The organism is Neorhizobium galegae, from assembly GCF_017877055.1.
GTDB lineage: Bacteria > Pseudomonadota > Alphaproteobacteria > Rhizobiales > Rhizobiaceae > Neorhizobium > Neorhizobium galegae_D.
Window position 1 is genome coordinate 221978 of the sequence record NZ_JAGIPG010000004.1, and the last position, 17535, is coordinate 239512.

Genomic DNA, 17535 nt, shown 5'->3' on the forward strand with positions numbered 1-17535 from the left:
GCCAGCCGCTAAAGAAGGGCTGGCCTTGCTGGGAGCACCGTCTTTCGACGCTTCCGTACCCATGTTGCTTCAAGGAGGATATGGCTATGGCAACATCTTACGATTATGCACCACTGTTCCGCTCGAGCGTCGGCTTCGACCGGGTCTTCAATCTTCTGGAAAACGCCCAGCGCGCCCGATCGATCAGCGACTGGCCGCCCTATGACATTGTCAAGACCGGTGACGACAGCTACCGGATCTCAATCGCGGTGGCGGGTTTCGCGCAGGATGATCTCGATATCACCTTCCAGTCCAATCTGCTGGTCGTCACTGGCAAGAAGCAGGAGGCATCCGCGGAGAGCTATCTGCATCGCGGCATTGCCGGCCGGCCGTTCGAACACCGGTTCGAGTTGGCCGATCATGTCAGGGTGAACGGGGCCGACCTCAGCAATGGTCTGCTGTCGATCGATCTGGTTCGCGAGATCCCGGAGGCGTTGAAGCCGCGCAAGATCTCCATCCAGAGCGCTCCCGCTTTGACCTCTGCTGCTCCAGCGCAAATTGAAGCACAGAAGGCGGCTTGATCCGCATTATCGGTTGAACAGGGGCGCCGTTGCGACGGCGCCCATCAGCATTCCGGGTTAGGAAGGAGAGAGTGATGAAACCTGATATGTTCAGACAGCCTGTTTCCATTCTTGTCGGCCTCGGATTCCCGGCAGAGGTTCGTAGCGTGATGGACGCCTACCGGCATCTCGTCGAATGGCCGGTGTCAATGCGAGACGCCGCGCATACGGTCGCGCTCAAGGCATGCAACGCCGCGCTCTGCGGTGAAATCGACGCCGAGACCGCGCGCGGCCTTTTCGCCGCCTTTGCCGAGAAACACGATCTGCTGGCGCCGGACACCAATTCGATCGCCGCCTCGCGCCTGCGGCGCGATCGGGATCCGCACGTGAGGTGAGGATCGATGATGCACGACATGTTGCAGCAGGCGGCCGGTAATGCGATGGCGATAGGACCGACAGTCTTGGTTCAGGGCGCGCAGCTTCTGCGGCCAATCCAGGTGGTGAGAGCGTCGGCTCTCTCTCTTGATGACAAGCGAACGATCCTCGCGGCCTGGGCCTCGGACTTTTACGCTGTCGACTCGAAGCCGGCGCTTCGTCAGCTGCCAGGAACACCAGAGCCAGTCTCGATCGATGAAGTGCAGTCGGCCCTCAAAGAACTCGATCGGCGCTATGGTATCTGATGGCACTGCGTTGATGGCTGGCCCACAAGCCACAAAGTCGTTTCCGAGGAGGCCGTGTCGCTTTTGCAACCCAGCTGGCGAAGGCCAGTGACGCCCGCGTTATCGCGACAACGACCAGCAGGGAGAAAGCCGAACGGCTGAAGGATTTGGGGGCGTCCGAGGTCATTGACGTCCGCGCCATACCACACTGGTCGCAAGGCACTCGGTCGAGCAGATCGAAGGTTGGAGGAACGTCACTTCGGCCGCGCATGCATGACGTGGCATCATTGCCGACGTTGCAGCTTCCGACCGTCGAGGTTCAATTCGAAGACCGAGTTGGTTATTCGATGGCACGATGATCGATCGCGTCCCCAGGTTCTCACGGGCGAACGCGCATGATCGCCTTCCCTGTGCGTCGCTCGGTTGGGTTGAACGCGGCGACGGCGTCGTTGAGGGCCGAGACTTTGCCGATGTTCGTTCTTAGGCGTCCATCCCGCACCCGCTGGACGATGAGGTGGTATTTCACCTCAGCGACATCAGAGCGCTCATTAGGCGAGCATCGACCTCCAATTCCGGGCCAGGATGGATTAGCGACCTGTCGAAGCCAGCGTCCCTGAGTTGTTCGTCGCTCAGCGAGCGTAGGATCTTTTGGGTTCGGGCCTGCCGCAAATGCCGGCGGGCCAAGTTGAAGTAGAAAGCCGCCTTGCTTGCTACTGGCTCGACCAGTTCGCGAGCGAGGCCGTTCGTCTCTGGCGTGTTGGAGAGTGTTTCCGACATCGATGGTCTCCCGAAAATTCTTGGCAACTAGAGTGAAGCTAAGTGATCCGCTGGTGCCGCTGCATCATCGGAACCAACGATACCGGCACCATTTTTTGCCGATGCGGCTATATGGCGTTGCTGAGATAGATCAATTTTGGAGGGCGCCCTGTGGGTTAGGCAGGATCAGGCTGAGATTTTGACCGAAGCCGGTGCGTGCCCCCGCCTTAGAAGCATACCGGTTCTATGATTGCGCGCGCTCCGGTGAAGTAGATCGGCGTTGGCATTTTGGCCCTCGAACACCCTGCTTGACGTGGGTTTCTAGCGCTTAGCCGATGCGATGGTCTCAAGGTCGAGAATGCTGTTATAGAGTGCGAGCGCCTCGTCGATGCGACCTTCGTAGCAAGCCGAGCGCGCGCGCAGTTGCATCAGCGCGGCGTTGTGCAGCTGATCTGCGGGCAGGTTTTCGGCAGTCCCGTGATCCTCGATCAGGGTGATGACGGCAATATCCTTCAGGGCACACTCGTGGACAAAGTGTCCTGTGTGCACTTGCGTCTTTGCAGCCATCGTTGATGCGAGGTAGGCGCTTGTGAGGAAAAGGCCGCAGAGAAGCGCTCGCGGCACTTTTGCTGGAATGCTTGGCCAATCAAAGGTGTCTCGTTTCATTGCTCATCTCCTCATCCTGGGTATGCGTGATGCGTTCAGCATTGAAGAGGAGGCCACGCCTCCGATCCCCGCTCGGGCAATTGAGCGATGTTAGGCAGTCTGCTGGCACCCGCATCATCCGAACCAATGATGCGGGTGCCCATTCTTGCGGCGGTCATCAAAGTCCTGGCTTGACGGCCATTGCCGGCGGACACGCGGTGTTCGCTGAGCCATTTCCCTGCCGTATCGTCGCCATCGCCGTTGATCACGGACAGCCAATAGGCAAAACGGACCGCGGGCACACGATGGCGCAAGCGCTGCGGTCTGCGGGTTTGGAGAAGTACGTCCTCGGGATCTAGAGAACGGTCCGTTGCGGAGCCCGGATCGGTGGCGTCGAGTTGTGCAACAGCTGCAGGAGCTTGGTCTGCCGGGACGTGCCTGTCTTGGAGAAGATGTGCTTTAGATGCGTGCGCACGGTCGGCTCGCTGATGCCGAGCATGTCAGCCGCCTCTTTTCCGCCCAATCCCTGGGCAAGTGTCAACAGTACGCGAAGCTCGCTGCCGGTCAGCTGGTGAAGCCTTGCAAAGGCTTCACCAGGCATGAGCGGCGCCTGAACAGGATCCTGCATGAACACGGCGCATGAAGCTGCAAATGGCGCGACAGTGCTGCGGCGCCGACCGCTCTGGACTGGAAGAACGGTCGCAACATAGCCTGTGCCCTGCGCATCCGGGATGGCCAGGGAATATGCCGTCATATCGATATCGACGTCGTCACTCCCTGCTTGTTCAATAGCCCTCGACAGTGCGGCGCGCGCCGCCCGATCAATGGGAGAAAGCCGGTTGTTGATGATGCGAATGGAGTTGCCCGTTCGGATCTGGCGCTCGGCGGCGGCGTTCATATAAACGACGCGGCCATCGCCTGCCGTGAGGAAAACACCCGCAACGAGTGCATCGAGCGTACGTTCGAGGATCTCTGAATTTAGCGTTCTGATATCGAGCGCATCCGAAATGGCGAGCGCACGGCTGACATGCGGTGCGAGAAGCCTGAATAGATCGATATCGCGCTTTTGATAGTGCGCGACATTCACCCTTCGGGAGGCATGCATGGACGCCATGCGGCCCGCGGTTCGCAAAGCCGGGAACCAGATGATATCCTGGATTCCGAAGGGTTTCAGCACGTCTCGAAAGAACCTGGTTCCGAGCAAGTCGGAGGGGTTCATGGAGAGGACTCTGACGTCGCCGATGTTCGAAACGATATCGGCCTCTGCCATCGGACTTTGCGTGTAGTGCGAACCCAGTTTCTCCAAGAATTCCGTCTGGTATCCAAAAACAAATAATTGGTCATTTTGCGTGTGCTTCATGTCGTGCACACATATTCCGCCCGCGGAGCTTTCACATAGATCGGAAATACTTCGACACGCGTCCGGCCATTGGTGCGGATCGAGGGCGCAATCATAGATAGCTCCGATCGTATCTGATAACGCCTGCGCCGAGACTCCGTCTAAACTAACTGTGTTATGATCGGCGATGGGCTTGTATTGCAGCATTATTTTATATTGCCCCTGAGAGGAATTGCGCTACGAAGCATAGTGACTGGTTTCACACTGCCATATCAAATGATGTGGGTGATGATGATTTCGACGGCGACCCGGATTTCGTTGCCGAATTCGTCCACACGCTGCCGATTTTGTCTAAGTTGGCGGGCGATTGACAAGGATGGCGAGGATGGGGGAATTTATATGGCAACCTCTTTATTGAATCCTGCGCTGCTAGGGATGTTCGATATTGTCCGTGCGAAGGATCCAGAAGACCTCAGCGGTACTTTGCGCGTGAGCGAACGTGTTGCGAATTCGCGTCGCGTCTATACCTACCAACTGCAGGATCGTGCGCTCTGGCGCATACGATTTGATCAGCCGATTTTTACACTCGCAACGCGGGGCGCCGGCTCGATTCTGGCAAGTTACGTCGATAGCAGTTTTGCGACCGACGTCTCCGTCGATGGCGACGAAGGAGATCTTTTTTGTTTCACGACAATGCTCGCAGGCCATATGAGATTCGTACGAGGGGAAAAATCTACAACAGCCAGTAAACATGTCGGACTCGCCTGGAGACCCGATCCGAGCACTCGGCTATCGATTAGCGACGATAACGCACGAACGAACGTCTTCTTTAAGGTGACTGATTTGGAGAGTGCGCTCGAACACATGCTCGATGACAACTTGCGCCAGCCACTTGTCTTCGAAACTCATCTCGATTGGAGCGCCGGGCTGGCAGCAAGCCTGAAACGTCAGCTTGATTTCGTTATCCAGGAGTTTCAGCAGGAGGACGGCGTGGTGAGCAGTCCGGTCGCTCTCGCATCTCTGACGGACCTGCTTGTCTCCCTGGTCCTTCGCGGCGCCGCACACAACTATACTGATCGGCTAGCCAGTACAGCCGGGAGCGCAGTTCCAGCCTATGTTCGGCGAGCGGAGGATTTCATGCGCGCTCATAGCGCACAGCCTATTCGAATGTCGCATGTCGCTGCGGCCGCCGGATGCAGTTTGCGAACGTTGACCGCCGTATTCAACCATTTCCGCGGTACCACGCCCCTGGGGATGCTGCACGCTATCCGGCTCGATCTGGCGCGTGGCGAGCTCGCTTCCGGTACATCCGGCGCTTCGGTCAACACGATCGCCCGCCGATACGGTTTCACCAACACGGCAAGGTTCGCTGCCTCTTTTCAACGCCGGTTCGGCGCGACACCCACGGAAATGGCGCGGCGTGCGTCCACCCGGGGCTCAGGTCACCTCCTTGGCAGCGCCGACGATTTTGGATAGTTGCGTTCGACAGAGTTGAGGACCACGCTTTGACGAGAACGACGACTATCACCATCCCTGCAGCTTGGCTGAATCCTCTGCCGAGCGACTTTAAAATCCCGACATGGAAGTGGATATTGCTTCCAACCTCGGCATGGATGCTTTCGCGCAATCGGGGATACTGGGTCGGCGGCGAGTTCTCCCTACGAGCGGATGACGTTCACTTTGTCCAAAAAGGCGTGCTGAAATCTCCCCGCGCCGCGGAATGGACATTAACTCTTTCCGCCATTGACGACGTGGCATTTAAAAAGGGGTTTGCGTCGGACCTCATCGCCGTTCACCACGGCGGACAAGTCACCAAGATCATGAGCGTCCGTTCAGATGAATTCTTCACGGCCCTTAAGGCAGCGGTAGCTCTATCGCGGATCGCGCTTCCCGATTAGTGAGGCTTGGACGGCTCACGGCGCTCCCGCCTCGTGAATCGCCTGCTTTACGAGAACGGCATGGTGACAACCTCACCGATCTGCTGTTCTCCGATCCGGAGGGAATCCACCAATCGTTCCTTCTCCGTTTCGCTGAACATACCGACCCCGAAGCGAATGCCGTCCTGCCATGCTGGGCCGCGCTCCCATGCCTCGGTGTAGGCGAGAGCGAGATCGGCATGCCGTCGCGTCTGGTCGAGAGCTTCGAACAGAAGCACCGACTGGGCGGTGTTCTCAGAGTGCTCGGCCAGAACGCTGGACGGCCGCCATCGACGAACGTGGCGCATGGCTTCACGGCAGCTTTGGCCTTGGGGTGTTCCAGATCGACCTCGCCGGCCCGGCTCGGTCGTGAGTGTCACGCCAGCGATATCAGGGGCGGATGTTATCGCCACCGCTTTACATGGTCGACGAGTGCTCGAAGTTTCGGAGGGAGATTGCGCCGGCTGGGGTAATAAAGAAAGAAGCCGGCAAACGGTGGACAATACTCCTGAAGGAGAGGGACCAACTGACCGGATTCGACATAGGGTTTGAAGGTGTCTTCCATCCCGAAGGTGATGCCGCCGCCGGCACAGGCTGTTCGGATCATAAGCCACATGTCATTGGTGGTGATCTGCGGATCGACCGCCACGTCAAACTCCCGTTCATGCTGGCCAAATTCCCAACGATAGGGTGCGCGGTGTGGCGCTGGGCGCCAGCCGATGCAGCGATGGGTGGAGAGTTCCGAAGGATGTTCGGGTTTGCCGAAACGTTCGATGTAGGACGGCGCAGCGAAGGCGCCCTGACGTTGCTCGCCCGACGCCGGAACGGCGATCATGTCCTGGTCGATGACTTCGCCCAGCCTTACCCCCGCGTCATAGCCTTCCGCAACAATGTCGAATTCCTCGTCCGTGACGGTCACATCGATCTGAATGGCGGGAAAGGTGTCCGCGAAACGCGTCAGAAGCGGCCCTGAGATGAACTGCTCGGCGATGGATGACACCGCCAGCCTCAACAGCCCGCTCGGCGCGCTGTCGCGGTCCGCTGTCGCGTCGAGCGCCAGTCCGACTTCGGAAATCGCCGGCGCCACCCGCTGATACAGTTGTTCGCCGGCTTCTGTGAGACTGACACTGCGCGTAGTGCGCTGCACGAGCGCCACACCCAGCCGGTCTTCGAGACGGCGGATGGCCTGGCTGACGGCGGGCCTTGTGACGCCCAAATTCTCCGCGGCCACGCGAAAGCTCCGCGCTTCGGCGACGGCCAGGAATACAGAGATGCCATTCAGATCGGTCGCCATTGGTTAGAATTAGTTACCATGGTGGTCATCATTGGGCAAGTTGTTCGCTCTCCCTGGCGCGTCTACCTTGGATTTCACAATCAGGAGACAGCCGACATGACGCTTGATCACTACAAACTTCTGGGACGGTCGGGCTTGCGAGTTTCGCCGTTGAGCCTCGGAACGATGACCTTCGGTTCCGACTGGGGATGGGGAGCGGACGGCGACGAGGCCCGCCGTATCTTTGATCTCTACGTCGACCGGGGCGGCAACTTCGTCGACACGTCGGTAAATTATACGGACGGTCGCGCCGAGCGCCTGCTCGGGAGCTTCATCGGCGACAAGCGCGAGCGGATCGTCCTTGCAACGAAATTTACGATGGCACGCGACCCGGGCAATCCGAACTCCGGAGGTAACCACCGCCTGAACATGGTGCGCTCCGTCGAGCAGAGCCTCACGCAGCTTGGCACGGATCGCATCGACCTCCTTTATCTCCATGCATGGGACATGACGACCCGGCCGGACGAGGTCATGCGAGCGCTCGACGATCTCGTTCGGTCCGGGAAAGTGCTCTATCTCGGCATGTGCAACACGCCTGCATGGCGCGTTGCACAGATGCAGACGCTCGCCGACATCCGCGGCTGGTCCCCTTTCGTGGCGCTGCAGATCGAATACAGCCTCGTGGAGCGGACCGTCGAGCACGAGCTTCTGCCAGCGGCTGCGGCTTTGGGCCTCGGAGTGCTTCCGTGGTCCCCGCTCGGCGGTGGCGTGCTCACGGGCAAATATTCCCTCGCCGACATTGAGGATTCACGAGAAGCGACTGTGTCTGCTAGCCGGAAGGGTGTCATAGCTTCGTCCGGTCATCTGAACCAACGTGCGATCGAGATTGCGGGCGAGGTTCGAGCCGTCGCCGAAGAGGCCAACTCCACGCCATCGCGGGTGGCGCTTGCCTGGACACTGACCAATCCGGCCGTCGTCTCTCCCATCATTGGCGCCCGCACGCTCGCCCAGGCCGAGGACAATCTGGGAGCGCTGGATCTGGTACTTGCACCGGAACAACTGGATCGACTGAACCGGATCAGCGCACCGAGTCCCGTCTTTCCCACTCGCTTCACCCAACGTCCCCTCGTCCAGCAATTGATCTTCGGCGGTGCGGCGGTCGAACGCCGCGACTGACCGTGGAAACGACGTGAGGCCCGTCGACGCTGCACTCAGCCTCATTTTCGGTCGACAGGTCCCATCAAGCCCTCAGCAACAGGAAAGGACCGATACCATGACCATTCTCCCGACATACCACCGGGTCGCAGGCCGGAGCCGTGCAGCTCTAATCACACTGGCATTGCTGTCGCTCGGCCTGCCGGGCACAGCTATTGCCAACACCGCGGCAACGCAGGTGCAGGCTCCGGACGGTGCAGCAATCGAACGACAGAACAAGGCTATCGTCGAAGCCGCCTTCGAAAAATGGCGTAGGGGCACCTATGTCTTCGCGGAGCTTCTTGCTCCCGACGTCGTCTGGACGATCCACGGCTCCGGGCCGGTTGCCGGCACCTATCGCAACCAGAAGGACTTCATCGAACAGGCGTCGCGCCCTCTGACCAGCCGCCTTGCGTCGCCGGTCGTGCCGGAGGTGCACGACATCTTTGCCGATGGCGACGCGATCATCATCCGCTTCGACGGAACAGCGACCACGACCTCGGGCGCACCCTATCGCAACCAGTTTGTCTGGATATTCGAGATGAAGGACGGCCTCGTCGTTAATGCGGAAGCCTTCCTGGACCTCGTTGCCTATCAGCAGGTTATCGACAACAACGCGCCGCGTTCTCAATGACCAACGCCGGCTGCCTCGGCAGAACTTAATACCTGCCGAACGGCACCGCGCACCCATGCGCTATCACCTCAAGACCGAGAACATTCACGCTTAATGGAGCCAGACCATGCGACAGGCACTTGCGGCACTCATCACCGCCACCCTTTCAATTCAACCCGCAGAAGCACAGGAGGCCAATTTGCAGCCGAACCATCCCTACGCTGGCATGTGGATCACCGACGACAACCGTGTTCGCCATGAACTTCTGCCGAGCGGACGCTATGTCGAGGCTCGCGGTCAGCGCGAGCGCGCCTACGAGGGGCGCTACCAAGTCAACGGGACGCATATCGAGTACTGGGACGACACAGGCTTCACCGCCGACGGCGATTTCGTCGATGCGAACACATTGCACCATGGCGGCATGATCTTGCGACGTAAGCCAGCGACGCCTTGACGTACCAGGCGAGCAACCGCGATGCGGCAACGGCTTCAGGCCGCAGATCTTCCCAATCCATCTGGCGGGTCGGACGCCATTCACCGTCGCCCCGTTATCGTGACCTGTCCACCTCTCGCAGGAGGTCGATGAAGGCCCGTAACGGGGACGGCACGTGCCGGCTGCGCGGGTAATAGAGTGCCAGCCCCGGTGTCGGCGGACACCACTCGTCAAGTACGGTCACGAGTTGGCGGGACTCCAGAAACGGCCGGGCGAAGTATTCCGGCACATAGGCAATGCCACGGCCGTCCACCGCCGCCTGCACGAGAAGATCATTGTCATCGAGTGTGAGGTTGCCCGGCACATCGATCGCGACTTCGGCGCCGCGTTTGGAAAACTCCCAGCGATAGCGCTTTCCGCTGGGAAGGCGTTGGCGGATGCAGCAATGCGCATAAAGATCGTCAGGCGTATGCGGTCTTGCTTTCCCGTCCAGATAGGAAGGAGCCGCCACGGCGATGAAACGCACGTCGCCCCCGAACCTCACCGCGACCATGTCTTTCGGGACGGTTTCCAGCAGGCGTATTCCGGCGTCGAACCCCTGTTCCACGATATCGACGAGCCGACCTTCCGAAACAAGATCAAGCTCGACGTCGGGATAGAGATCGAGAAAGCGCGGAACGACGTCAGCAAGCAGGATGCGGGCGCCGCTCTTGTTCGCATTGATCCGCAGAGTGCCGCTTGGGGTACCACGTTCCTCCGAGAGCGTATCGAGCGCCTGATCGAGATCCTGAAGTACCGGATCGAGGCATGCGAGTAGGCGTGCGCCAGCATGCGTCAGCGAGACGCTGCGTGTGGTCCGGTTGAAGAGCCGGACGCCCAATTTTGCCTCGAGGGCAATGATCGCGTGGCTGAGGCCGGAGCGCGAAACGCCCATGACGTCGGCCGCTCTGCGAAAACTCTGGTGATTGGCCACCGCGGCAAAGGCGGCGAGATCGTTCAGGCTGGGGCGCACCATTCGTGATTTATCCTCACCATCTCATCTCAAATTGAGGATCTTATATCACCAATCCCGCAGGCCTACATTCGAAGATGAACAAATGAGGAGTTCACATGCCAAAGACTTGGTTCATCACCGGCGCTTCTTCGGGGCTCGGTCTCGAGATGACGCAGCAATTGCTCGCGCAGGGACACAGGGTGGTCGCAACGATCCGCCGCCCTGGGGCACTGACCCAACTCGAGCAGACTTACCGCGAGCGCCTTGATGTCGTTCCGCTCGATCTGGTCGAGCCGGAGAGCATAAGTTTAGCCGTTGAAGCAGCCTTCCAGCAGCACGGCCGTATGGACGTGATCGTGAGCAATGCCGGCTACGGACTGTTCGGTGCGGCGGAAGAGCTGACGAATGAAGAGATCGATCGACAGATCGCCACGAATCTCACGGGATCCATCCATCTGATCCGTGCCGCGCTGCCCCTTCTTCGGAGGCAAGGCGGCGGGCGGATCGTCCAGGTCTCGTCCGAAGGAGGGCAGATCGCCTATCCAGGCTTCAGCCTCTATCACGCAACCAAGTGGGGCATCGAGGGCTTCGTCGAATCCGTCGCACAGGAAGTGGCGCCTTTTGGTATCGACTTCATTATCGCCGAGCCGGGACCGACCGGCACGAATTTCGGAGCCAATCTCGTCCGTACGACACCGATGGATACCTACGACGGAACCCCTGCCGGGGCCGTTCGTCGGGCGATTGCCGAGGGCAGCTTCGAGATCAAGGGAGATGCCGCGCGCACCGTAGCCGCAATCATATCAGCCGCCGAGAGCGCGGCGCCGCCATTGCGGCTGGCGCTGGGGAGCACGGCCTATTCATCTATCTCACAGGCTCTTTCCGCACGCCTGTCTGCCCTTGAGGCGCAGCGCGGAGTGGCGAATTCCGCCGATCAGCAGGATCCGTGAACCGCAGCAGCGGCGGAAACACAGACCTCATGAACAGGAAGGAAAAAACATGTCCATTCGACCGGTTATATTGGCCCTTGCCCTCAGCATTTCGTCTTCTGCCTTCGCGCAGACTGCCGCAGAAAATCAGGTAGTAGGCACTTGGCGGATGATGTCGGCGACGATCGACCCCGGTGGGAAAAATATCTCCGCCTATGGAGAAAAACCCAACGGTCTTCTCGTCTTCACTCCCGACATGCACTTCGTGGAAGTTCTCACCGACGCCGACATCCCGCGGTTTGCTTCTAACGCTCGCGGTGAGGGTACGGACGACGAAAATCGCATGGCCATGTCACGCAGCATCGGGTTTTTCGGAACCTACACCGTGGATGAGAAGGGAGAATTCAGCGGAAACCGTGTCGAAGGGGCGACATTTCCGAACTGGATTGGCAGCGTGCGAACACGTGATGATCTGAGGCTGGTCGTTGACGGCGACCGCATGACTGAACAATTCCGTAGGCCGGAAGGCACTGAAATCAGGATCGAATGGCAGCGCGTCAAATGAGGCACCGACGGGTGGTCCTTTGCATAAGGTCTCTACCTTGCGAGCGTCCGCCCTTCGAGCATGACCAAAAACGAAGTTGAGCTATCCGGAGGAAAAGCATGCTTTTCAATCGCCGCTCCATGTTCAGGGCAGGAGCCGTAACCGCGCTGGCGCTTTCAATGCCTCAGATCATGACACGCGCTGCCTTTGCGGCCGCTCCACCGAAATCGGAAATCACCAACACCGGCTTTTACCGCTTCATGCTGGGTGAGTTCGAGATCACCGTCATTCTCGATGGCATGCGGACATTCGACGGACCTCATCCGACCTTCGGTGCCGATCGGGATGCCGGCGAGGTCCAGTCTCTGATGGAGGCGAATTTCCTGCCGTCGGATCGGATGATCGGGCAATTCAACCCGGTGCTCGTGAACACGAGCACCGACCTCATCCTGTTCGACACCGGCAACGGGCCTGAAGGCAGGGAGTTTGGCACCGGGCAGCTGGCGAGCCGTATCGCGGCATCAGGCTATGCGCCCTCCGATGTGACGATCGTCGCGATATCTCATCTGCATGCCGATCACATCAACGGGCTCATGGAAGGCGATCGCCCAACGTTCGGCCAGGCACGATATGTTGTCGGGCAGGCGGAGTGGGACTTCTGGACCTCGGCCGATGTATCCGGGACGCCGGCCGCCATGCATGCAACAGCTGTTCAGAGGAAGGTCCTGCCGCTCAGGGAGAAGATGACCTTCATCGGAGCCGACGCATCGATAGCACCGGGTGTCACAAGCGTGATGGCTGCCGGACACACCCCCGGCCACATGGCGTTCCTACTGGAATCGACAGGGCGCAATCTGTTGCTGACGGGAGATACGGCGAACCATTTCGTTGCTTCCCTGCAGAAACCGGATTGGGAAGTGTCGTTCGACATGGACAAAGGCGCTGCTGCCAGCAGCCGTAAAAGGATCTTCGGCATGCTGGCGTCCGAGAAAATCCCGTTTATCGGCTATCACATGCCTCACCCGTCGGTCGGCTATGTCGAGCCCTTCGGCGCGGGATTCCGCTTCGTGCCGGTGAGCTATCAATTCCTTATATGACGTCGGCAAGAACGAGTTACTCCTTGGCCTGCCAATCGAAATTCTTCGTATGGTCGAGAAACGTACGCATGGCGCGATTGGGACAGGGCAGCTGGGCCTACTCGCCGCAGCAGGAGGGAAAGATCCCTCCTGCTGTTTCACGCGTCATCGTAATCCGATACTTGACGGTTCGGCGCTGAGTGCGTTTTCGAACAACGTTTTTCCTGGACCGGAAAGCCACTGTTCCACCCTCAACATGGGTCCGAACTCACGTTCGAGGGCAGCGATGTCTGCGATCCCTGCGACCACGCCGTTATCGACGAGAGCAGTCAGCCGTTTCAGAAAGTTATTCTCGCTCAGCAATTCCTCGGAAAACCGCTGGTAGTGAATAGGGTGGCCTGCCGCACGTGAGAAGGCGTCTTGCAGATCCTTGCTTGTGATGTCTTGTCCCGACAGTTCTATCACCCGGCCGACATGGAGGTCTGGCTGGCAAAGGATCTGCGCGTTGATGCGCCCGAGATCATGGAGCGCTATCATCTGCATCGACTGGTCCAGCCGCGTAGCGAGTTCGATGCGGCCGAACAACGCCGGATTTAGAAGATGCTCCGATCTGCTTCTACGCAAGCTGCTGGTCAAATCGCATTAGATCGAGGGCATCCTTCGCCTTCCAGTGGTAACTCCTCATGTAATCGAGAAACGCACGCATGGCTGCGCTCGGGAGGCGGCGGCTGGGGTAGTATAGAAACCAGTGCGGCAAGGTGGGGCTCCAGTCGCAGAGAAGCTCCACCAGCCGGCCGGTTTGGATATACGGCTTGGCGTAGTCATCGAAGACATGGGCGATTCCTCTGCCCGCCAGCGCAGCTTGCAGTTCGTTGTGTGCAGAACTCACCGTCAAGCGTCCAGTTGGAGTGACTTCGATCTCTTCGGTTCCCTCGTCAAAGCGCCAGGTGACGAGCGTGCCACCAGGGAAACGGCGTCTTATACAGTCGTGACCAACAAGTTCGTGCGGTGTCTGCGGCTGTCCGCACCTACTGATATAGTCAGGCGAAGCTACGATTGCATAACGAAGCGCGGGTCCTAGCGGCAGCGCAATCATGTCCTGGGCCAGCTGCTTGCCGAACCTCACGCCCGCGTCGAAACCCTGTTCCACGATATCGATGACGGCCGCATCGCTGATGATCTCGATCTTCACCTCGGGATAAGCGTCCATGAAGTCGAACGCCAGCGGGCAGAGAAAATGATCGACAGCCGGTGCCGGCGCGTTGATCCTGAGAGTTCCGGATGGGCTATCACGCAATTCATCGACCTCTGCGATGGCGAGCCTGATGTCGCTCAACGCGGGTGCCAAACGTTCGAGAAGACGTTGTCCTGCCTCCGTTGGAAACACGCTCCTCGTCGTTCGATTGAGGAGCCGGATGCCGAGGGCCACCTCGAGGGTGTTCATCGTTTGGCTCAAGGCCGATGACGAGACCCCTCGCTCAAGTGCTGCTGCGCGGAAACCGCCACAACGCACGATGGCCACGAAGACATCGAAACTGTCCAAGCGAATTGGATCCATTGAGAAGTATTCCTAATCAGGCTGATAAACTTAACGCAGGTTATCAGAACAATCGACCCGTGTCATGGTTGGCGCAGAGTTTGACGCTTGTGCTTGATCTGCTTCCTTTTCGGTCACTTCGACCGCGCTATTCAGCGAAGCGGAAAGTACCCAATGCAGAAGGGAATACCGATGAACGCCTTCACCCTCAACAGACGCGCTATCATGCTGTCCGCTGTCGCGGGCGCATCGAGCATGCTCATTCCGAGCCTGGGTGGCTCCCGCAGAGCCAACGCCCAGGCCGCGTCCCCGGTGGCCGGCAATGCCGGTCACTACCGCTTCCGCGTCGGCGAAATAAGTGCGACTGTCCTGAGCGATGGTGTGATTGGTGGCCCGCCCCGCATCTATGCAAGTAACGCGCCGGAAGCCGAGCTTCAGGAGGTCCTGCGACAAGCATTTCTGCCGACCGACCACATGACGCTCAACCTCAACACGCTGCTGATCGAGACCGGCGGGCGGCGGATTCTGATCGAGGCCGGAGCCGGCAAGACCATGGGCCCGAACGGCGGGCGCATCTTCGATAATCTCGCGGCGATCGGTCTAGAGCCTGTGGACATTGACACGATCGTCATCTCCCACACCCACCCCGACCATGTCGGCAATCTGAGAACCGCAGACGGCGGCAAGGCCTTTCCTCGCGCCACCGTTTTTGTTCCGAAGGCAGATTGGGATTTCTTCGTCCGAACCGATCCGGACCTCTCTTACATGCCGGTCCCGGAGGAATTCCGTATGCGCTTCGCGGCGAATATCAAGAACAGCCTCACACCGGTCATGAAGGATATCGAGCTTTATGAAGCTGGCGCCGAGATCGTGCCGGGTCTGACGACGTTCGTCGCATCCGGCCACACGCCAGGCATGGCGACCTTCCTTGTCCATTCCGGGAACGATCAATTGCTGCTGACAGCCGATCTTGCCTATCATCCGGTCGTCAATGTCGATAGGCCCTGGCTTCCAGGCCCAGACCGCGACAAGGAGACGGCCCTTGCCTCCCGTCGGCGCATCTTCGATAGGGCGACCGCTGAGCGCATTCCCGTACTCGGCTTCCACTTTCCGTTCCCCGGCCTCGGCCGGATGCTGAAGACCGATGGCGGCTACGCCTGGGTGCCCGCCAACTGGCATTTTTGACGGTTAACAAAACAGGAGAGATCCCATGGACCAGTCAAAGATCAATAGACGTGGCTTCCTCTGCACGGTGGGTGCCGCAGCAACAGGGCTGGCACTCGCCACCAACGCTACGGCGCAGACCCAGGAAACGAATATGGTGTCGCCAGCCACTGGATCAAACCCGGATCTGCTGAGCCGCAGCTTGCCACGCACTGGCGAACGGGTCACAGCCCTGGGTCTAGGCACTTTCCTGACCTTCGACCTGAAGCCTGGCGATAGCCGCGACGCTCTCCGGCAGGTGTTCGAACGGTACGTGGCCGCAGGCGGCCGCGTCGTCGACACCTCGCCACTCTACGGCTCGGCCGAAGTCAGCGTCGGCCAGTTCATGGGCGAGTTTGAAGGATCCGGCGAGATGTTCCTCGCCAACAAGGTCTGGTCGACAGGAGAATATCTCGGAGATGAAAGCCATGCCGCGGAAAGCTTTCGGCAGTCGCGCATGCGGACATGGCGCGACACGATCAACCTCATGCAATGCCACAGCATCACCAATGCGCCTGTCATCATCCCGTTGATGAAGGCATGGAAGCAGGAAGGCCTGATCCGTCATGTGGGGGTGACCCACCACGAGTCGGCGGCGCAGGAGCAATTGCTGGCGATCGTCGAACGTGACGAAGTCGACTTCATCCAGACCAATTATTCAATCTTCAATCGCGATGCCGAGCGTCGCCTGCTCCCGGCCGCTGCCGACAAGGGCGTCGGCGTGCTGATCAACCTGCCGCTGGAAAAGGCACGTCTGATGAAAATCGTCGAAGGACGGCCGCTTCCTGGTTTCGCCGAGGAGTTCGGCGCGACGAGCTGGGCGCAGTTCTTCCTGAAATGGGTCATGGCGCATCCGGCCGTCACAAGTGTGCTTTGCGGCACCTCCAACCCCGACCACATGAGTGATAATGTCCAGGCGATGACAGGCCCGCTTCCGGACGAGCGCATGCGTGCCCGCATGGTTGCACATATGGACACGATTCCCGGCTTCGGCTCCATCGGCACGATGCCGTGGTATCCCGGCAAAGAGAATATGTATTCAGGCCTTATCCGGGAGGCACAGGCGAATTCCGCACAGCGCCTGCGGTAACGCCTCGCGACTATTTCGTAGTCACCGTAAAACAAATCACTGGGAGACCGACTTTGCCCTCCACCAGACGTTCGCTTCTGACGGCCTTTCTGACGCTGCCTCTCATCGACGTGACGAGAATGAAGGCGTTCGCGCAGGCTGCTCCCGACCTGGTGCTGACTCTCGCATGTGACGATGGAGACGAACCGACCCTCGAACGGGAAGCCGGCCCCTTCTTCAGGCCGAACTCCCCGCTCGAACGCGATCTCTATCCCCACGCGCCCGGTGGCGAGCGGATCACCGTCGCGGGGTTCGTCTTCGACAGTCGCTGCCGGCCTCTGCCTGGAAGCCTCATCGAGATTTGGCAAGCGGATGAAAATGGCGACTACGACAGCGTGGGTTTTCGCCTACGCGGACACCAGTTCGCTGACGCCCAAGGCCGCTGGTGGTTCAACACCATCGTGCCCGCGCTTTATCCCGGTCGAACGCGCCATTTCCATTTTAAGGTCCAGCGGCTAGGTGGGCGCGTCCTCACCACTCAACTCTATTTTCCCGGAGAGGCCAGAAATGCCGGAGACAGACTGTTTCACGAGGCACTCCTCCTGGATATCAAGCAAACCCGTGACGGAAAGTTCGGACGGTTTGATTTCGTAGTCTGACGAAGGATGGCATCTATAGCGGGAAGGCCCAGTCGCCCTGGTACTTTCTCGTTTTGATTTGTCGTGCATTGTGTGCATTGCAATTGCACAGCCTGAATGACCGATCCAAACCGGTGCGCGCGTCTCAAGGCCTCTACGGGAAATCGCGCTTACGACC

General features: G+C 59.3%; 22 protein-coding genes and 2 pseudogenes. 15 read left to right on the plus strand and 9 right to left on the minus strand.

The features are described 5' to 3' along the window. Window positions 1–86: 86 nt before the first annotated feature. From J2857_RS24305 to J2857_RS31440, 4 genes are all read left to right on the plus strand, one after another. Window positions 87–560 carry an Hsp20 family protein gene (locus J2857_RS24305; RefSeq protein WP_210012674.1) on the plus strand — a complete coding sequence of 158 codons (474 nt, stop codon included), beginning with the start codon at window positions 87–89 and terminating at the stop codon, window positions 558–560. Window positions 561–634: 74 nt separating this feature from the next. Then, window positions 635–934: a DUF982 domain-containing protein gene (locus tag J2857_RS24310; RefSeq protein ID WP_210012675.1), complete on the plus strand. Its 300-nt coding sequence runs from the start codon at window positions 635–637 to the stop codon at window positions 932–934. Window positions 935–940: 6 nt separating this feature from the next. Continuing rightward, window positions 941–1219, plus strand: a complete 279-nt coding sequence (locus tag J2857_RS24315) for a hypothetical protein (protein ID WP_210012676.1) — start codon at window positions 941–943, stop codon at window positions 1217–1219. A 74-nt stretch (window positions 1220–1293) separates the two neighbouring features. Continuing rightward, window positions 1294–1557: a hypothetical protein gene (locus J2857_RS31440; RefSeq protein ID WP_348635724.1), complete on the plus strand. Its 264-nt coding sequence runs from the start codon at window positions 1294–1296 to the stop codon at window positions 1555–1557. Window positions 1558–1577: 20 nt separating this feature from the next. Here J2857_RS31440 and J2857_RS31520 read toward each other — a convergent pair. The 4 genes and pseudogenes from J2857_RS31520 to J2857_RS24335 form a co-directional block, all read right to left on the minus strand. Further along, a pseudogene (locus J2857_RS31520) lies at window positions 1578–1709 on the minus strand (NADP-dependent oxidoreductase); the annotation flags it as partial. A gap of 11 nt (window positions 1710–1720) precedes the next feature. Beyond that, window positions 1721–1975 (minus strand): DUF1127 domain-containing protein, encoded by a 255-nt coding sequence (locus J2857_RS24325; protein ID WP_210012677.1) that lies wholly within the window; start codon window positions 1973–1975, stop codon window positions 1721–1723. Window positions 1976–2275: 300 nt separating this feature from the next. Further along, complete coding sequence (locus tag J2857_RS24330) at window positions 2276–2620, minus strand: hypothetical protein (protein ID WP_210012678.1); 345 nt, start codon at window positions 2618–2620, stop codon at window positions 2276–2278. Window positions 2621–2954: 334 nt separating this feature from the next. Further along, the gene (locus J2857_RS24335; RefSeq protein WP_210012679.1) at window positions 2955–3959 is read right to left on the minus strand and encodes a helix-turn-helix transcriptional regulator; all 1005 of its coding nucleotides are present in this window, start codon (window positions 3957–3959) and stop codon (window positions 2955–2957) included. A gap of 267 nt (window positions 3960–4226) precedes the next feature. Here J2857_RS24335 and J2857_RS24340 point away from each other — a divergent pair, with 267 nt between their 5' ends. After that, the gene (locus tag J2857_RS24340; RefSeq protein WP_210012680.1) at window positions 4227–5414 is read left to right on the plus strand and encodes a helix-turn-helix domain-containing protein; all 1188 of its coding nucleotides are present in this window, start codon (window positions 4227–4229) and stop codon (window positions 5412–5414) included. 29 nt (window positions 5415–5443) lie between these two features. Continuing rightward, on the plus strand, window positions 5444–5836 hold the full coding sequence (locus J2857_RS24345) for a hypothetical protein (RefSeq protein WP_210012681.1): 393 nt from the start codon (window positions 5444–5446) through the stop codon (window positions 5834–5836). A gap of 136 nt (window positions 5837–5972) precedes the next feature. On the opposite strand, the pseudogene J2857_RS31525 reads toward J2857_RS24345, so the two are convergent. Then, a pseudogene (locus J2857_RS31525) lies at window positions 5973–6099 on the minus strand (nucleotidyltransferase family protein); the annotation flags it as partial. A gap of 158 nt (window positions 6100–6257) precedes the next feature. Further along, window positions 6258–7148, minus strand: a complete 891-nt coding sequence (locus J2857_RS24355; RefSeq protein WP_210012683.1) for a LysR family transcriptional regulator — start codon at window positions 7146–7148, stop codon at window positions 6258–6260. A 96-nt stretch (window positions 7149–7244) separates the two neighbouring features. Between J2857_RS24355 and J2857_RS24360 the strand changes: the two genes are divergently transcribed. From J2857_RS24360 to J2857_RS24370, 3 genes are all read left to right on the plus strand, one after another. Next, window positions 7245–8303 (plus strand): aldo/keto reductase, encoded by a 1059-nt coding sequence (locus J2857_RS24360; protein ID WP_210012684.1) that lies wholly within the window; start codon window positions 7245–7247, stop codon window positions 8301–8303. Window positions 8304–8400: 97 nt separating this feature from the next. Then, window positions 8401–8955 (plus strand): nuclear transport factor 2 family protein, encoded by a 555-nt coding sequence (locus J2857_RS24365; RefSeq protein WP_210012685.1) that lies wholly within the window; start codon window positions 8401–8403, stop codon window positions 8953–8955. A 106-nt stretch (window positions 8956–9061) separates the two neighbouring features. After that, window positions 9062–9388: an Atu4866 domain-containing protein gene (locus J2857_RS24370; RefSeq protein WP_210012686.1), complete on the plus strand. Its 327-nt coding sequence runs from the start codon at window positions 9062–9064 to the stop codon at window positions 9386–9388. A gap of 94 nt (window positions 9389–9482) precedes the next feature. Here J2857_RS24370 and J2857_RS24375 read toward each other — a convergent pair whose 3' ends face one another. After that, window positions 9483–10382, minus strand: coding sequence for a LysR family transcriptional regulator (locus tag J2857_RS24375; RefSeq protein ID WP_210012687.1), 900 nt, complete (start codon window positions 10380–10382; stop codon window positions 9483–9485). 95 nt (window positions 10383–10477) lie between these two features. Here J2857_RS24375 and J2857_RS24380 point away from each other — a divergent pair, with 95 nt between their 5' ends. The 3 genes from J2857_RS24380 (at window position 10478) to J2857_RS24390 (ending at window position 12931) form a co-directional block, all read left to right on the plus strand. Beyond that, window positions 10478–11311 (plus strand): SDR family oxidoreductase, encoded by an 834-nt coding sequence (locus J2857_RS24380; protein WP_210012688.1) that lies wholly within the window; start codon window positions 10478–10480, stop codon window positions 11309–11311. Window positions 11312–11360: 49 nt separating this feature from the next. Next, a complete protein-coding gene (locus J2857_RS24385; RefSeq protein ID WP_210012689.1) occupies window positions 11361–11855 on the plus strand; it encodes a lipocalin-like domain-containing protein in 495 nt (164 codons plus the stop codon). A 98-nt stretch (window positions 11856–11953) separates the two neighbouring features. Beyond that, window positions 11954–12931: an MBL fold metallo-hydrolase gene (locus J2857_RS24390; RefSeq protein WP_210012690.1), complete on the plus strand. Its 978-nt coding sequence runs from the start codon at window positions 11954–11956 to the stop codon at window positions 12929–12931. Window positions 12932–13075: 144 nt separating this feature from the next. Here the strand turns inward: J2857_RS24390 and J2857_RS24395 are convergent, their stop codons facing one another. After that, window positions 13076–13453 carry an NmrA family NAD(P)-binding protein gene (locus tag J2857_RS24395; protein WP_210012691.1) on the minus strand — a complete coding sequence of 126 codons (378 nt, stop codon included), beginning with the start codon at window positions 13451–13453 and terminating at the stop codon, window positions 13076–13078. 73 nt (window positions 13454–13526) lie between these two features. After that, complete coding sequence (locus J2857_RS24400) at window positions 13527–14468, minus strand: LysR family transcriptional regulator (RefSeq protein WP_210012692.1); 942 nt, start codon at window positions 14466–14468, stop codon at window positions 13527–13529. 171 nt (window positions 14469–14639) lie between these two features. On the opposite strand from J2857_RS24400, the gene J2857_RS24405 reads away from it, so the two are divergent. From J2857_RS24405 to J2857_RS24415, 3 genes are read left to right on the plus strand one after another with little or no spacing between them, the layout of a single operon-like run. Next, the gene (locus tag J2857_RS24405) at window positions 14640–15632 is read left to right on the plus strand and encodes an MBL fold metallo-hydrolase (protein WP_210012693.1); all 993 of its coding nucleotides are present in this window, start codon (window positions 14640–14642) and stop codon (window positions 15630–15632) included. 25 nt (window positions 15633–15657) lie between these two features. Then, window positions 15658–16740: an aldo/keto reductase gene (locus tag J2857_RS24410; protein ID WP_210012694.1), complete on the plus strand. Its 1083-nt coding sequence runs from the start codon at window positions 15658–15660 to the stop codon at window positions 16738–16740. A 53-nt stretch (window positions 16741–16793) separates the two neighbouring features. Further along, on the plus strand, window positions 16794–17378 hold the full coding sequence (locus tag J2857_RS24415) for an intradiol ring-cleavage dioxygenase (RefSeq protein WP_210012695.1): 585 nt from the start codon (window positions 16794–16796) through the stop codon (window positions 17376–17378). Window positions 17379–17535 lie beyond the last annotated feature (157 nt).

Bases quoted from the DNA above. Each gene is read 5' to 3' on its own strand.
- J2857_RS24365 (WP_210012685.1), top strand. From the start codon at position 8,401: ATGACCATTCTCCCGACATACCACCGGGTCGCAGGCCGGAGCCGTGCA.
- J2857_RS24405 (WP_210012693.1), top strand. From the start codon at position 14,640: ATGAACGCCTTCACCCTCAACAGACGCGCTATCATGCTGTCCGCTGTC.
- J2857_RS24380 (WP_210012688.1), top strand. From the start codon at position 10,478: ATGCCAAAGACTTGGTTCATCACCGGCGCTTCTTCGGGGCTCGGTCTC.
- J2857_RS24340 (WP_210012680.1), top strand. From the start codon at position 4,227: ATGATGATTTCGACGGCGACCCGGATTTCGTTGCCGAATTCGTCCACA.
- J2857_RS24310 (WP_210012675.1), top strand. From the start codon at position 635: ATGAAACCTGATATGTTCAGACAGCCTGTTTCCATTCTTGTCGGCCTC.
- J2857_RS24395 (WP_210012691.1), bottom strand. From the start codon at position 13,453: ATGCAGATGATAGCGCTCCATGATCTCGGGCGCATCAACGCGCAGATC.
- J2857_RS24410 (WP_210012694.1), top strand. From the start codon at position 15,658: ATGGACCAGTCAAAGATCAATAGACGTGGCTTCCTCTGCACGGTGGGT.
- J2857_RS24400 (WP_210012692.1), bottom strand. From the start codon at position 14,468: ATGGATCCAATTCGCTTGGACAGTTTCGATGTCTTCGTGGCCATCGTG.
- J2857_RS24375 (WP_210012687.1), bottom strand. From the start codon at position 10,382: ATGGTGCGCCCCAGCCTGAACGATCTCGCCGCCTTTGCCGCGGTGGCC.
- J2857_RS24360 (WP_210012684.1), top strand. From the start codon at position 7,245: ATGACGCTTGATCACTACAAACTTCTGGGACGGTCGGGCTTGCGAGTT.
- J2857_RS24390 (WP_210012690.1), top strand. From the start codon at position 11,954: ATGCTTTTCAATCGCCGCTCCATGTTCAGGGCAGGAGCCGTAACCGCG.
- J2857_RS24315 (WP_210012676.1), top strand. From the start codon at position 941: ATGATGCACGACATGTTGCAGCAGGCGGCCGGTAATGCGATGGCGATA.
- J2857_RS24370 (WP_210012686.1), top strand. From the start codon at position 9,062: ATGCGACAGGCACTTGCGGCACTCATCACCGCCACCCTTTCAATTCAA.
- J2857_RS24305 (WP_210012674.1), top strand. From the start codon at position 87: ATGGCAACATCTTACGATTATGCACCACTGTTCCGCTCGAGCGTCGGC.
- J2857_RS24325 (WP_210012677.1), bottom strand. From the start codon at position 1,975: ATGTCGGAAACACTCTCCAACACGCCAGAGACGAACGGCCTCGCTCGC.
- J2857_RS24355 (WP_210012683.1), bottom strand. From the start codon at position 7,148: ATGGCGACCGATCTGAATGGCATCTCTGTATTCCTGGCCGTCGCCGAA.
- J2857_RS24335 (WP_210012679.1), bottom strand. From the start codon at position 3,959: ATGAAGCACACGCAAAATGACCAATTATTTGTTTTTGGATACCAGACG.
- J2857_RS24330 (WP_210012678.1), bottom strand. From the start codon at position 2,620: ATGAAACGAGACACCTTTGATTGGCCAAGCATTCCAGCAAAAGTGCCG.
- J2857_RS24385 (WP_210012689.1), top strand. From the start codon at position 11,361: ATGTCCATTCGACCGGTTATATTGGCCCTTGCCCTCAGCATTTCGTCT.